Source organism: Bacteroidales bacterium (assembly GCA_029210725.1).
Lineage (GTDB): Bacteria > Bacteroidota > Bacteroidia > Bacteroidales.
On record JARGFM010000012.1, the window covers coordinates 23,601 to 36,964 of the forward strand.

The 13,364-nt window shown below is 49.0% G+C and carries 10 protein-coding genes; 6 read left to right on the top strand and 4 right to left on the bottom strand.

The features are described from left to right. Window positions 1-144: 144 nt before the first annotated feature. Together P1P86_08230 and P1P86_08235 are read left to right on the top strand one after the other, a co-directional pair. Window positions 145-900, top strand: a complete 756-nt coding sequence (locus P1P86_08230) for a LytTR family DNA-binding domain-containing protein (protein ID MDF1575159.1) — start codon at window positions 145-147, stop codon at window positions 898-900. Between the two features lie 141 nt (window positions 901-1,041). Next, window positions 1,042-1,212 (top strand): T9SS type A sorting domain-containing protein, encoded by a 171-nt coding sequence (locus tag P1P86_08235; GenBank protein ID MDF1575160.1) that lies wholly within the window; start codon window positions 1,042-1,044, stop codon window positions 1,210-1,212. Here the strand turns inward: P1P86_08235 and lon are convergent. From lon to P1P86_08255, 4 genes are all read right to left on the bottom strand, one after another. Continuing rightward, a complete protein-coding gene (lon, locus tag P1P86_08240) occupies window positions 1,209-3,620 on the bottom strand; it encodes an endopeptidase La (GenBank protein MDF1575161.1) in 2,412 nt (803 codons plus the stop codon). The genes P1P86_08235 and lon overlap by 4 nt on opposite strands. 145 nt (window positions 3,621-3,765) lie before the next feature. Beyond that, window positions 3,766-4,950, bottom strand: a complete 1,185-nt coding sequence (locus P1P86_08245; protein ID MDF1575162.1) for a SpoIIE family protein phosphatase — start codon at window positions 4,948-4,950, stop codon at window positions 3,766-3,768. Then, on the bottom strand, window positions 4,947-6,809 hold the full coding sequence (locus P1P86_08250; GenBank protein MDF1575163.1) for a [Fe-Fe] hydrogenase large subunit C-terminal domain-containing protein: 1,863 nt from the start codon (window positions 6,807-6,809) through the stop codon (window positions 4,947-4,949). Before P1P86_08250 ends, P1P86_08245 begins: the two co-directional genes overlap by 4 nt. A gap of 7 nt (window positions 6,810-6,816) precedes the next feature. Further along, window positions 6,817-7,071 carry a (2Fe-2S) ferredoxin domain-containing protein gene (locus P1P86_08255; GenBank protein ID MDF1575164.1) on the bottom strand — a complete coding sequence of 85 codons (255 nt, stop codon included), beginning with the start codon at window positions 7,069-7,071 and terminating at the stop codon, window positions 6,817-6,819. A 163-nt stretch (window positions 7,072-7,234) separates the two neighbouring features. Here P1P86_08255 and P1P86_08260 point away from each other — a divergent pair, with 163 nt between their 5' ends. Genes P1P86_08260 through P1P86_08275 form a run of 4 tightly spaced genes read left to right on the top strand, consistent with a single transcriptional unit; the run spans window position 7,235 to window position 13,349 of the window. After that, window positions 7,235-7,711 (top strand): NAD(P)H-dependent oxidoreductase subunit E, encoded by a 477-nt coding sequence (locus tag P1P86_08260; GenBank protein ID MDF1575165.1) that lies wholly within the window; start codon window positions 7,235-7,237, stop codon window positions 7,709-7,711. Continuing rightward, on the top strand, window positions 7,698-9,629 hold the full coding sequence (locus P1P86_08265; GenBank protein MDF1575166.1) for an NADH-ubiquinone oxidoreductase-F iron-sulfur binding region domain-containing protein: 1,932 nt from the start codon (window positions 7,698-7,700) through the stop codon (window positions 9,627-9,629). The genes P1P86_08260 and P1P86_08265 overlap by 14 nt, the downstream gene beginning before the upstream one ends. Before the next feature lie 6 nt (window positions 9,630-9,635). After that, entirely contained in the window at window positions 9,636-11,360 is a 1,725-nt protein-coding gene (locus tag P1P86_08270; GenBank protein ID MDF1575167.1) for a [Fe-Fe] hydrogenase large subunit C-terminal domain-containing protein, read from the top strand. Then, the gene (locus P1P86_08275; protein MDF1575168.1) at window positions 11,361-13,349 is read left to right on the top strand and encodes a [Fe-Fe] hydrogenase large subunit C-terminal domain-containing protein; all 1,989 of its coding nucleotides are present in this window, start codon (window positions 11,361-11,363) and stop codon (window positions 13,347-13,349) included. The last annotated feature ends 15 nt before the right edge of the window (window positions 13,350-13,364 follow it).

The following is a 13,364-nucleotide window of genomic DNA, read 5'->3' on the forward strand; positions in this document are numbered from 1 at the left end:
GGTCTAGCTCAATTCCCGGCTTGCTGTTCCCGCCATACATCCTGCTGCAAGGAGTTTCATATTCACTCTGCTTGATCCTGTTTTTTGTCCTTGTCGGATTTTTATAACTTGGGCCCTTTAATAGGCAGGAATCTCCTTTAATAAATGGCCGAGGTATTAAAAATATTGCTTGTTGATGATGAACCGGAGGCCCGGGAATTACTCAGCTACATGCTTGCGGGAAAGAGGGGAATCAGGGTAGTTGGTACTGCCGGAGATGTGGATGAGGCTTTAAAACTGGTGCACAAAGAGCAGCCACATCTGGTTCTTCTCGATATTCAAATGCCTGAAAAAGATGGTTTTCATTTTATTGAACAGGTTCATCGTGCAGGAGTCGAACCGGGAATTATATTTGTTACTGCTTATGAGCACTATGCGATTCAGGCCATCCGAAACTCGGTTTTTGATTATATTCTGAAACCGGTTTATCAGGAGGAGCTCGAGAGTGCTATTGATCGTTTTCGGGAAACAAAGAGTCAGATTCAGGAACAGGACTTTCAGAAGCTGGTAGAATCCCTGCGCAGTACCGGTCCGGCCAAAATCAAACTGAACACCCGTTCAGGTTACAGCCTGATTGATCCTTCGCAGATTGTCTATTGTAAGGCAGAAGGAAACTATACCCGCATTCAGCTGGCCAATGAAAGTTTTGAAGTTATAACCCAGAACCTGGGAGCGATTGAGGAAGCACTCGAAGGGAATAATTTTTTCCGCGCAAGCCGCTCGTACCTGTTAAATCTGAGATTCCTTGCCAGGGTACAGCGTAAAAGCAGCAATTGCATTCTTGAATATTCTGGAAATAGCTGTTCGATAAAAATTCCGGCTCAGAAAATCAGGTTGTTGGAATCGACCTTTTCCAGATAAGTCTTTATCCGGGAAATCACCGGGTTCAGATCACAGGAGGCAGGGTTCATACAATAAGTTCGCAATCTCTTTGCTTTGGTTCTTTCACACTCTAATTTAGACCATTGAAAGTAACACTTTAACCCTAAACCTAAATGCACTATGGTAGAAGTATTTAACCTGGAAGGCATGCCTGTATTCAAACTGAGAGCCGAGGATAAAGATAATTTTACCATTTCTGACCTGGAAGGTAAAGGATTACCATGCGGAGTATATTTCGTGAAAATTGAAAAGCAGCATGGTACTGAAATGGCCAAACTATTGATCTGCTAAGTAAGCTGCATGGGTTGATCCACCTGTTCGGGAAGCAGAACAAAATCCATTAAACCGGAAATCTCATTGACAAATTTGAAATTAAGCCCTTTGCGGTAGATTTCATTAATCTCCTCGACATCTTTTCTGTTCTCAACCGAGATGGCTATTTCGGTGATGCCTGCTCTTTTTGCTGCCAGGATCTTTTCCTTGATACCCCCCACAGGCAGCACCTTTCCCCTCAGTGTGATTTCCCCGGTCATGGCACAATTCTCCCTCACTTTTCTCTGGGTGAATGCCGAGGTAATGGAGGTTACCATGGCTACTCCCGCAGAGGGGCCATCCTTGGGAATCGCTCCTTCGGGAACATGCACGTGTACATTATATTTTTTAAAGATGGACGGATCAATGGAGTATTTCGCAGCATGGGACTTCAGGTATTCAAGTGCCAGAACTGCTGATTCTTTCATGACATCGCCCAGGTTACCGGTCAGCGTGAGTTTGCCTTCTCCCTGGCTCAGGGATGTTTCCACAAACAGGATTTCTCCGCCGGTTGAGGTCCAGGCCAGTCCGGTTACCACACCTGCATGCTTGTTTCCATCATATTTATCCTTGATATATCTGGGGGGTCCCAGAATCTCAGTGACCTTCTCCAGCGAGAGCCTGGGGTCGTAACTTTCTTCAAAAGCAATGTGCCTGGCATAGACCCGTACCAGCTTGGCAATTTGCTTGTCCAATTGTCTGACGCCCGATTCACGGGTATATCCTTCAATGATCTTTTCCAGAACAGGAGCTGATATGGAGAGCTGCTTTCGTGTCAGACCGTGATTTTCTATCTGGTCCGGTATCAGGTGCCTTTTCGCAATCTGAATTTTCTCCTCCACAATATAACCGGAGAGATCAATGATCTCCATCCGGTCCAGCAGGGCAGGATTAATTCCGGCTGTGGTATTGGCAGTGGCTATAAACATGACCTTAGAAAGATCAAAATCAAGTTCCAGGAAATTATCGTGAAAAGATTTATTCTGTTCAGGATCAAGAACTTCTAAAAGTGCAGATTCGGGATTTCCCTGGGCGCCCCTTCCTACTTTATCAATTTCATCCAGTACAAATACCGGGTTGGAGGTTTTAACTTTTTTCAGATTCTGAATCACTCTCCCGGGCATAGCTCCAATATATGTTTTCCTGTGGCCTCTGATTTCAGCCTCATCGTGAAGTCCGCCCAGTGACATTCTGACATATTTCCGGTTCAGCGCTTCCGCAATGGACTTACCAAGGGAGGTCTTTCCAACTCCCGGAGGGCCTACCAGGCAAAGAATCGGGGATTTCAGGTCTCCTTTCAGTTTAAGCACGGCCAGGTGTTCCAGGATCCTGTCCTTCACTTTCTCCAATCCGAAATGGTCCTTATCCAGGATCCGGCTGGCGCGTTTGAGATTGAAGTTATCTTTGGTGTACTCGTTCCACGGCAGCTCCACCAGGGTCTGGATGTAGTTGACCTGGACCGAAAACTCACCGGTGGCCGGGTTTAGCCTGAGCAGCTTGTCCAGCTCTTTTTCGAAAGAAGCAGCCACCTCCTTGCTCCATTTTTTCTTTTCCCCCTTTTCTCTGAATTCAAGCACTTCCTGGTCCTGTGGCGAGCCTCCCAGCTCATCCTGGATGGTTTTCATTTGCTGATGCAACAGGAATTCTCTTTGTTGTTGATCCAGGTCATTTTTCACCTTGGTCTGGATATCATTTTTCAGTTCCAGCATCTGAACCTCCTTAGACAGACTCTCCAGCAGGGTAAATCCCCGTTTAGAGACACTGTTGGTTTCCAGCAGTTCCTGTTTCTGTTTCAGGGAGAGCTCACTGTTGGAAGCCAGAAAGTTGACCAGAAAAGATGGGCTTTCAATGTTTTTTACGGCAAAAGTTGCTTCAGTAGGGATATTGGAGGAGAGTTTTATAATTTTTATTGCGAGCTCTTTCAGAGCAGCCGCCACTGCTTTGTCTTCTCCTGCAGGTTCATCCTTGTCATCCTCCAGAGGGGTGATCCTTGCCACATGATAAGGTTTCTCAGTAAGCAGATCATTTATCGTAAACCGTTTCCTCCCCTGGATAATTACTGAAGTGGACCCATCTGGCATCTCCAGGATCTTCAGGATCTGAGCCACGGTTCCGATTTTGTAAAAATCTTCCAATTCAGGATCTTCCACGGACCCATCCCTCTGAGCTACGGCTCCCAGTATTTTATTTTTTTTATAAACCTCATGAACCAGTTTCAGGGATTTATACCTGCCTACGGTAATCGGGATCACCACGCCCGGAAACAGTACGGTATTACGCAGGGGGAGAATAGGCAATACATCGGGAATGTTCACTTTTTTGAGGTCCTCTTCCTCTTCCTGGGACAGCAATGGAATATATTCAGTCTCTTCGTCTATCGGGATCATCAGCTTCTCTCTACTTTTTCAATCGTTATGCAGTCAAATTGTCAGCCCGCGGATTTACACACCGGCCCCTCTCTAAGGTCAATAAGCGTGCCAAGAAATAATACACCCGGAACGGGGTATTTGTTTAAAAAGCCCCGAAAGCGTTTTATATATATTTGATATTTACTTCCTTCAGGAATTTTTCTTCCAGCAGGCGTGCCATGCGTTTCACCACGGTTCTCCTGATCTCCAGGTCGATAGGAAGATTTGGATCCTGGTGTGCAATATTTACCCTGGTCCCTACGATGAAATGTATCTCATCACTCTGTTGAACCAGTTTGACAATCCGGTCGGCCGGACCCTTGCCAAGGGCGTAGGAGGGTGAGAAATCTTTGAGTATTCGCGTAACCTTGGTAATGGTCAGTATTCCTTCGGTCACCAGGTCCATTCCGTCCATATGGGAGACAGGAGGCAGTTCCGGATCTTCAAATACCAGGCTGTCTTCGATTTCCAGGTTCAGTTCGCGGGCAATGATATCGGCCGTTGTGGCTCCGCAAATCACTTTTTTTCCTTTGAATCCCCTGATGGTATTTCCCAGTTCTTTATCGTTTTCTTCTTCATAGGGCGGACCGGTAACAATCATCAGCTTTCGCGGTTTCCGAAAGTAGATACTGGCACAACTGGTATCGTCCCTGGAACTGTATCCATCGTTTCGGTGAGCCATGTTCACCATTTTTGATGCCAGTTTCAAGGCGGATATTTTCGGACTGTTCTGAACCAGTTTTATGGCGTACTCCTGCATAAGCTCTCTGCCCCAACCCAGGGGAAACTGGTCGGAGCCCATTCCTGACTGAGCAATGCCATCACTGCAGAAGATGATCCGGTCCTCTTTTTTGGGTTCAAAGCTGCAGGACAGAAGTTCTTTGCCTCTGTTCTTTTCACTGTCAAGGGTTATGCTCCTCCAGGCAGGATCAAAGGGCTTGTTGTCTCTCAGGATGATGGTCTGGGGATTATCAAACTCCAGGATATTAATCTGTCCGTCGTGTTCAATATCCACGATAGTGAATGTGGAATAGCTCATTTGACGCTCACTGCATACCGGCAGGGTATTCATGATGATCTCGGCGATCCTCTCCACTTCCTTATGTTCAATGGTGAAATTCACGGCCATCGTGGCAGTAAGGGTAGCCAGTACATTGGCCTTCACCCCGTGTCCCATCCCATCGGAAAGTACCACAATGGTTCGGTTCTCCTCTTTTACCTTTCGACTGAGAAAAACATCCCCGCAAATACGTTCCTTGCCATAATTGCGTTGATCGCAGGCGACCTCCATATAGAATTTGCCGCTCATCGGTTTTTCAGGTCCTGCTTCAGATTATACGATTCAATAATCGAGTTAAGCATCCTTTCAGCCTCCGAAGTGCCCTCCCCCAGGATAAAGCCGATTTGTTGTGCCAGGCTCAGATTTTTGTCGATGACTTCGTTGAGTCTTTTGACTACCTCCTCTTTTTGTACTTCGGGGGCTGACATATCACGGATTACCGCACCAACAATCTTATTTTTTTCAATAACAAATACACTAACATTCAGAATCTTGCCATCGTGTCGAATATCCCGGTTGGTGATGGATTCATTGTGTTTCAGTACATAAGTGAAGAGATTGTAGAAATTAAAGGGGAGAAGGGTTTTTAAATCTGCTCCGGCAAGTCCGGGCACTACTTCATTGATCTCCCTGGCCTCCTCTCCCAGCATAGTGATAAAACTGTCATTGGTCTGGATAATCTTCAGGTTCATGTCACAGATAACCACCATGGAGGGCAGTTTATGCAGCATGCGGCGGACAATCTCAGAAGCTTCTCTGGCTGCCCCCTTCTCTTTTTGAGCCAGTCTCTCCGATTGCTTGAGTGCCTCCTGGGCCTGAGCCAGCTTCTCATTGCTTATTTTCAGGGACTGGATATGATTCTGTCTGTTATGCGAAGCATAGGTGTTACACATCTCCTGAATGGCCAGTCCCTGCGCAATCGCGATGGCAAAGTCGGTGCAGCTTGCATATCCGCAGCCACCGCAACCTACTGCGGAAGGATTTGCCTGGCCGATCTCTTCCAGGATCTGATTCAGTTTGCTTTCTGATGGAAGGGGAAGGGACTGGTCGTCCGCTTTGAATGTGCGCGTCATATCCAGGGATGCAAACTCAGTAATGCTGGCCTCCCATTCATAGCTGTCCAGAGTCTTTAAACGTTTTTCCACATATTTGAAGAGCTGGCTCTGCCGCAGGAACCTTTTTCCCCCGGCGCTTGTACCCCTTCCCATGAGGAACTCCTTATAGAACAGGTTGAAATGGTGTTTGATGGTTCCGATATTCTCTTCGAATTCTTTAATGGCATCGATCATCCCATCGCCCTCCACGGTGATTACCGGAGTCAGGTGAAGTTCCTCCTCGATACCGGCTGCCTGGATGATCCCGTTGGCCACAGGAAAGAAGGATCCCTTATAGCCCAGTGGGGGGTCAAAATCGCTGTATTCCAGATCTGTTTCATGGATATTGGCCTCCTTAAAAAGCTCCCTGAGTTCTACAAAGGTTATGGCCAGATCGATGCGGCCATCCCCGTCGAAGCGCCTGATCTCGTCTTTACTGGCAATTAAGGGACTGATATATACCAGCAGTACCTCTTTACCGGCAATTTTCCGTACCACCCTGGCTGTAGCCGCATTCGGGGGGTCGATGGGCGCCAGGTTGGGAACAAGCCCGGGACTGTATTTTTCAACAAAAGAGACCGTTACCGGATCGTTTGACATGATATAATACTTCCCCTTGCTCTTATCGAAGAGCTCTTTGTAGGCCCTGGCCACCAGGTCTGCCCCAAAGGCAACCTCTTGAATATATTCAAAGCCCAGTGCACGCAGCATGGTCACAAATTTCCTGTAGTCGGTGATATCCGGAAACTCGCCTGCAATGGAGGGGTCCACAAGTGCAGCCACCTCTTTTCCACTTTCCAGAATCTGGATCAACTCCTTTTTTGAATCTCTGATTTCAATGGCTCCCGGTCCGCAGACTGCCACACAGCTTCCGCAGCCAATACATCTTTCAGGGATGATCCCGGGTTTGATGCGTTCGCTCTGTACCCGGATCGCTTTCACCGGGCAGGCTCTTACGCAGGCATAACATGCGATGCATGTTTCGCTGTTGATTTTCAGGAGTGGTTCTGTCATAGTATGTTTACATCTCTCCAAATTCGCTTTCCAGGATAGCCAGAACATTTTCATCGCTCACTTCCTCGTACAGCCGCGATCCAATCTTCAGTACAGGCCCTTTGTTACAGTCGCTGAAACAGTGATTACCTTTCAGGATGACCTCTCTTTCCAGCTGATGGTCTTTCAGGTATTTCTGAACCACCTGGAGAGTTTTCTTGTTTCCGCGGCTGAAACAGGAGCTGCCCAGGCATATTTTTATCTCCTTTTTCAAAAGTGTCATGGCCATTGAGCATTAAAGTTAACAAAATCAGTTCAGCTGAAGTAATTTATAATCTGTTCAAATTGATTACTGTTTGCCGAATAACAAACATAATCAATATCTTTGATCGTTCTGTGAATATCACAGTAATTCTGTGATATAATATGAAGTATGATCCAATTTTATGGCTGATCAAGCAGCACGAATAGAAAAGATCCTGCATCAGTTCCCGCAGATAAAGAGAAATGCACTGATTCCACTGCTACAGGCTGTTCAGGATGAGTTTGGTTTTATTTCCGAGGAGGCTGTCGCGAAAATAGGCGCCCATCTCTCGCTACCCACCAGCAAAGTCTATGGCCTGGCCACTTTCTATAACCAATTCTCTTTCTCCCCCAGGGGATTCTATCATGTAGTGCTTTGTAATGGCACCTCCTGCCATATGGGTGGCGCCGGGGACTTGTTAAATGAAATCACCAAGCTGCTGGAGATCGGTGACGGGGAGACCACACGCGATGGCTTGTTCAGCCTGGAAGTACAATCCTGTATAGGGGCATGCGGTCAGTCGCCGGTGATGTCTGTGAATGGAACATACTTTTCGGGAATCTCGGTAAAGGAGGTTCGGGAGATCATTAAACAATACAGGGAAGATGCGGAAAGATAAAGCTTTATTGTTAAAGCTGGCCCGGAGTGATCGTTCCGGGTTGAATCCCGATGAATTGAAGCGGTCGGACGAACTCAGAAAAACAGAGATTTCCAGGCCACTGGTAATGGTGAACAGCTCCACATCCGGGATTGTTGCAGGGTCGCTTCTTACCTGGAAGGCCGTTGAAAGCTATGCAGCTGATCGTTCCATTGAGCTTGATCTGACCGAAACCGGAAGCATAGGACTGAGTTCGGAAGATCCGGTGGTTTCCGTACAGATCCCGGGACGTACCCGGATTTTCTTCAGCAGGATCACGGAGGGAAGGGTCCCCTCTCTGCTGGATGACCTTTTTCACCAGGTAGTCCCTGACGGGAATGTCATTGGCCAGCTGCTTAGGGAAGGGCAGGAGCCCTGGGAAAATGTCCCGGCCCTGGCGGATCTTCCGTTTTTTGCCCTGCAGAACCGTATTGTTATGGAGTCCTGCGGCATCATCGATCCCTTCTCTCTGGAGGAGTATATGGCCGGTGGGGGATACGGGGCATTTATAAGGACCATTCGCAGTTATACCTTCAGTGAGGTTTGTGAACTGGTGACTGCCAGTGGCCTGAGGGGCCGGTCGGGGGGAGGTTTTTCGACCGGTGAAAAATGGAAAGCAGCCTTCCGTACCCCTTCGGATCAGAAATATCTGATCTGTAATGCCGAAGAGAGTGATCCCGGGGCCTTTATGGACCGCACGCTTATGGAGGGTAATCCATTTCAACTGCTTGAGGGTATTTCTATCGCGGCATATGCCATTGGTTCCAACAGAGCTTATATCTACATCCGCAGCGAATATAAAGATGCCATCAGGCGCATTAACAATGCAATCAAGGAGTTGAGAGAAATCGGGCTGCTGGGTGACAATATTCTGGACAGCGGGTACAACTTGCAGATCTCCCTGCGTAAGGGTCCGGGGGCTTTTGTTTGCGGAGAGGAGACTGCCCTGATAGCCAGCCTGGAAGGCAAGAGGGGAATGCCATCTTCCAAACCGCCTTATCCCACTACCTCCGGCTATCTGGGACGACCCACCGTGGTTAATAATGTGGAGACCCTTTCCAACCTGCCCGGGATCATCAGGAAGGGTCCGGAGTGGTTCAGGAGCATAGGTACGGAAGAGAGTCCCGGGACAAAAATATTCAGTATCTCGGGACGTGTGGCGCTGTCCGGTTTGGTGGAGGTCCCCATGGGAACCTCCTTCGATACGATCATAAACAAGATTATTGGAGGGGCAGGAAGGGGCAGGGAACTGAAAGCACTGCATTTAGGCGGACCTTCGGGATGTATGGTTCCCCTCGATCTGATGGATCTTCCGGTAAGTTATGAGGCTTTGAAGGAGAAAGGACTGATCATGGGCTCCGGAGGGGTTCTGGTGATGGACGACAGGACCTGCGTGGTGAATACAGTCAGGTTTTTCATGTACTACCTGAATAAGCAGAGCTGCGGAAAGTGCATACCCTGCAGGGAAGGAACCAGGAGAATGGCAGAAATCCTTGCCAGTATTACCCGGAAGCCGGCAGATGAGGAGGGCTCTACCACCCTGGAAAGATTCAAGGGGGTGATGCAGCTGGAGAGTCTGGCTGAGGTGATGAAGGATACCTCCCTTTGTGGTCTGGGTCAGAATGCGCCGAACCCTGTGGTCAGTACGCTGAAATATTTCAGGCACGAATATGAGGAGCATATCTTCGAAAGGCGCTGTCCCTCGAACACATGTACTGAGTTACGAACCTGGTACATTGATGTGGACCTTTGCACCGGATGTACGGTTTGTGCCAAAAAATGTCCGGCTGATGCAATCATTGGTACGGCGAGGCACCCCTATTTTATTGTTCAGGAGAAATGCATTGGATGCGGAATCTGCTATGATGTTTGCAAGTTTTCAGCGGTCTACTATAAATAAGGAGTGATGGGAATTACACTTGTTGTAAACGGAAGGAATATAGAAGCGGAGAAGGGGGAGACCATCCTTTCTGCCCTGAATCGACATGGCATGCATGTCCCTACCATCTGCAGTGTGAAGGGACTGAGTCCTTCCGGGGCCTGCCGAATGTGCGTGGTTGAGGTGGAAGGAAGAGAAAAGCTGGTACCCTCCTGCTCCTATCCCATCGAAGAGCCCATGAAAATAATGACCCATTCTCCCAGGGTTCTGAGGGCCAGGATGACCAACGTAGAGCTCTTGCTATCCAACCATCCGGACGACTGCCTGTATTGCGAACGCAATGGTTCCTGCGAGCTGCAGTCCCTTTCGGAAGATTTGAATATCAGGGAGAGACGTATACCCGGAAAGAGAAGCCTCTATAAGATCGACAAATCAAGTCCTGCCATCATCCATGATCCTTCAAAATGTATTTTATGCGGGCGCTGTGTCAGAATCTGTGAGGAAATTATGAGCACCTCAACTCTGGACTTTGCCCACCGGGGGAATGAAATGAGGATATCCACCACCCTTGGCAGGCCCCTGAACTACTCTAATTGCACATCCTGCGGACAGTGTCTGAACGCCTGTCCCACCGGGGCCCTGATCGAACATATTCAATTCCCCGAACTGGAAACTCATATACATGCCCCCGGCAAACTGGTGGTGGCACAGTACAGTGCTGCCGTGGCCGTCTCCCTGGCAGAAAGGCTTGGTTATAAGCCCGGTACCGATATGAGCGCTATCATCAACACCGTCTTGCGCCGCTATGGGTTTGATCTGGTATTTGAAAGCTCCTTCGGGGCCGATCTGATGATCCTGGAACAGGCCAGGATTTACCAGGAACGTAAAAAAAAGCCACAGGCCTTTCCGTTGATTACCAGCTCCTGTCCCGCATGGATACATTATGTCGAACAGTATTATCCGGAATTAATCCCCTTTCTTTCTCCCCTGAAATCGCCCCAGCAAATATGCGGCACGCTGATCAGGGAGTGGTTTGCCAGGACCGGTATAGAGGATGACAAAGAGATTGTATCGGTGCTTATTTCTTCTTGCACAGCGGCCAAGACAGAGGCACGGAGGGTGGAGATGACCCGCTCCGGAAAACCTGTGATTGACCTGGTCCTGACTACCCGCGAACTGCTCAGAATGATTAAACTCAGTGGACTGGAGCTGGAACAGCTGGAGCCCGGACTGCCTGATGCACCATTCTGTCTTTCCAGTTCTGCAGGTAAACTATGCGCTGTGTCGGGAGGTGAAACAGAAGCCACGGTCCGGACCATTTATACTCAGAGCACGGGCAGTGAAATGCTTCCTTCGAAACTACATCGATTCAGGGTACATAAATCTTTTCGCGAAATGACGGTGAAAGCCGGCTTATCTGAGATAAGGGTTGCCACCGTCAGTGGTCTGAAAAATGCTGTTGCACTGATGGAAGAGCTAAAAAAGGGGAAGAGGGAACTGGATTTGCTCGAGGTAATGGCCTGTCCGGATGGATGTATCAACGGAGGCGGACAGGCCATCCCGGCAGATGAAAAGCTGCTTCGTGCCAGGTCCAGGGCCATCTATGACCTGGATAACGGAAGCCCCTTGCATTCGGCGCACGATAACCAGGTTGTTCAAGATATTTACCAGGATCTTCTGGGCGAACCCGGAGGCGAAAAAAGCAGGGATCTGCTCTATACACTCTTTACAAAGAGGGAGGTATTGCTATAGATGGAACAGAAGTTGCATAAGAGGGGTCTGGTTTATACCGTTAAGGATTTGTGCAGGGTATGTTATACCTGTGTCAGGGAATGCCCGGTAAAGGCCATCCGGATCGTGGACGGTCAGGCCGAGGTGGTGGCAGAACGCTGCATTGCTTGCGGGAACTGTACCATAGTCTGCTCCCAGGGAGCAAAGGTATATGAGCGCTCTATCGACCGGGTGGAGGCTCTCCTGCAGGGTGATTCAGAGGTGGTTGCCCTTGTGGCGCCAAGTTATGTGGCCGAGTTTGAGGAAATTCCGGATTTAGCTCTTTTTGCAGGCATGATAAAAAAGCTGGGGTTCACACAGTTGTTTGAGGTGGGTATGGGAGCCGATCTGGTGGCAGAAGCTTATGAAAAGCTGATCAATGAGAATCCCGGTAAGGGATATATTAATTCAGACTGTCCGGCCATTGTCTCTTTTATTGAAAAATACCATCCCGATCTCACAGGCTCGCTTATCCCGGTGGTATCTCCCATGGTGGCCACGGTTCGCTATATCAGGCAGGTACTGCATAGCCAGGCAAAGATGGTTTTCATAGGGCCCTGCGTGGCAAAGAAAGGGGAATCGGACGAAGTGGATGAGGTACTTACTTTTGCCGAACTGCGTAGTATGTTTACCTCCATGCGGGTCCGTGCTTCCAATGTGGAACCTGCAAGCTTTACACCGCCCCTGGCCATGAAAGGCGCTGGCTTTCCCGTAAGTCGGGGCTTACTTCAAGCCATGAACCTGGAGGGTAACCATGTGGACCAACGGGTTATTGTAGCAGAAGGCAGGGTTCACTTCCAGGAAGCGATCAGGGAGTATGCTTCGGGAAAGCTGGATTCCATGCAGCTGGAACTTCTCTGCTGTGAGGGATGTATCATGGGTCCGGGTACCAGTCCCCGCGGGAAGAAGTTTGTCCGGAGAAGCCTGGTGCTTAACCATCTCTTCGGGAGACTGGATCAGGCACAGACAGAGAGTGAAGGGGTGAGGGCCGAAGGCTGCCGCCCGGATCTTAGCCGTTCCTTTAAAACAGACGATCAGCGGATCAAGGCTGGGCCGGAAGATGAGATCGATAAAGTACTTCTTCAGATGGGAAAGTTTTCTCAGCAGGACCATCTGGATTGTGGTGCCTGCGGGTATGATACCTGCCTGAGCCATGCCAGGGCGATCACCCAGGGACTGGCCGAGGTGGAGATGTGTCTTCCCTATTCCATTGACACCCTGCACCAGACCATCCATAAACTGGCCGATTCCAAGCATAAGCTGCTTTCTGTGGAACAGGCGCTCCGGCAGAGCGAGAAGCTGGCACACATGGGGCAGCTTTCCGCGGGGATTGCGCATGAATTAAACAACCCGCTGGGAGTTGTAATCATGTACAGCAACCTGCTGCTCGAAGAGTGCGCCAGGGATCAGCAGCTGAAGGAGGACCTGGAGTTAATTGTGGAGCAGGCCGGAAGATGTAAAGACATTGTGGGCGGCTTACTGAATTTTGCCAGAAAGAATCAGGTTCTCTACAGCACCACCGACCTGCTGGAGTTGATAAGAATGAGCACAGACTCCCTGATTTTCCCTGAAAATATTAGCTATTGCCTGAACAACCATCTCTCCAATCCTTATGCAGATCTGGACAGGGAGCAGATGGTTCAGGTGATCAGCAATCTGCTGAAAAACGGGATAGAGGCCATGCCCAACGGCGGGGCCCTTGCTGTAAGCCTCTCTGATAGCCACGACTGGGTAATTATCAGCATCCGGGATGAGGGTGCCGGCATCTCACCCGGAGATATGGAAAAGGTATTTGAGCCCTTCTACACGACCAAGGGAATTGGGAAAGGGACCGGACTTGGACTGGCAACCACCTACGGGATTGTTAAGATGCACCGGGGACAAATTGATGTAAAATCCAATGTAAACCCTGAAAAAGGGGCCACTGGCACCGAATTTACGGTTAAGATTCCACGTAAGCTTTTAAGCTAGCCTGCCTGGCAGGAA

Coding starts and splice junctions, on each gene's coding strand:
- P1P86_08230 (MDF1575159.1), top strand. CDS start 145: ATGGCCGAGGTATTAAAAATATTGCTTGTTGATGATGAACCGGAGGCC.
- P1P86_08235 (MDF1575160.1), top strand. CDS start 1,042: ATGGTAGAAGTATTTAACCTGGAAGGCATGCCTGTATTCAAACTGAGA.
- lon (MDF1575161.1), bottom strand. CDS start 3,620: ATGATCCCGATAGACGAAGAGACTGAATATATTCCATTGCTGTCCCAG.
- P1P86_08245 (MDF1575162.1), bottom strand. CDS start 4,950: ATGAGCGGCAAATTCTATATGGAGGTCGCCTGCGATCAACGCAATTAT.
- P1P86_08250 (MDF1575163.1), bottom strand. CDS start 6,809: ATGACAGAACCACTCCTGAAAATCAACAGCGAAACATGCATCGCATGT.
- P1P86_08255 (MDF1575164.1), bottom strand. CDS start 7,071: ATGACACTTTTGAAAAAGGAGATAAAAATATGCCTGGGCAGCTCCTGT.
- P1P86_08260 (MDF1575165.1), top strand. CDS start 7,235: ATGGCTGATCAAGCAGCACGAATAGAAAAGATCCTGCATCAGTTCCCG.
- P1P86_08265 (MDF1575166.1), top strand. CDS start 7,698: ATGCGGAAAGATAAAGCTTTATTGTTAAAGCTGGCCCGGAGTGATCGT.
- P1P86_08270 (MDF1575167.1), top strand. CDS start 9,636: ATGGGAATTACACTTGTTGTAAACGGAAGGAATATAGAAGCGGAGAAG.
- P1P86_08275 (MDF1575168.1), top strand. CDS start 11,361: ATGGAACAGAAGTTGCATAAGAGGGGTCTGGTTTATACCGTTAAGGAT.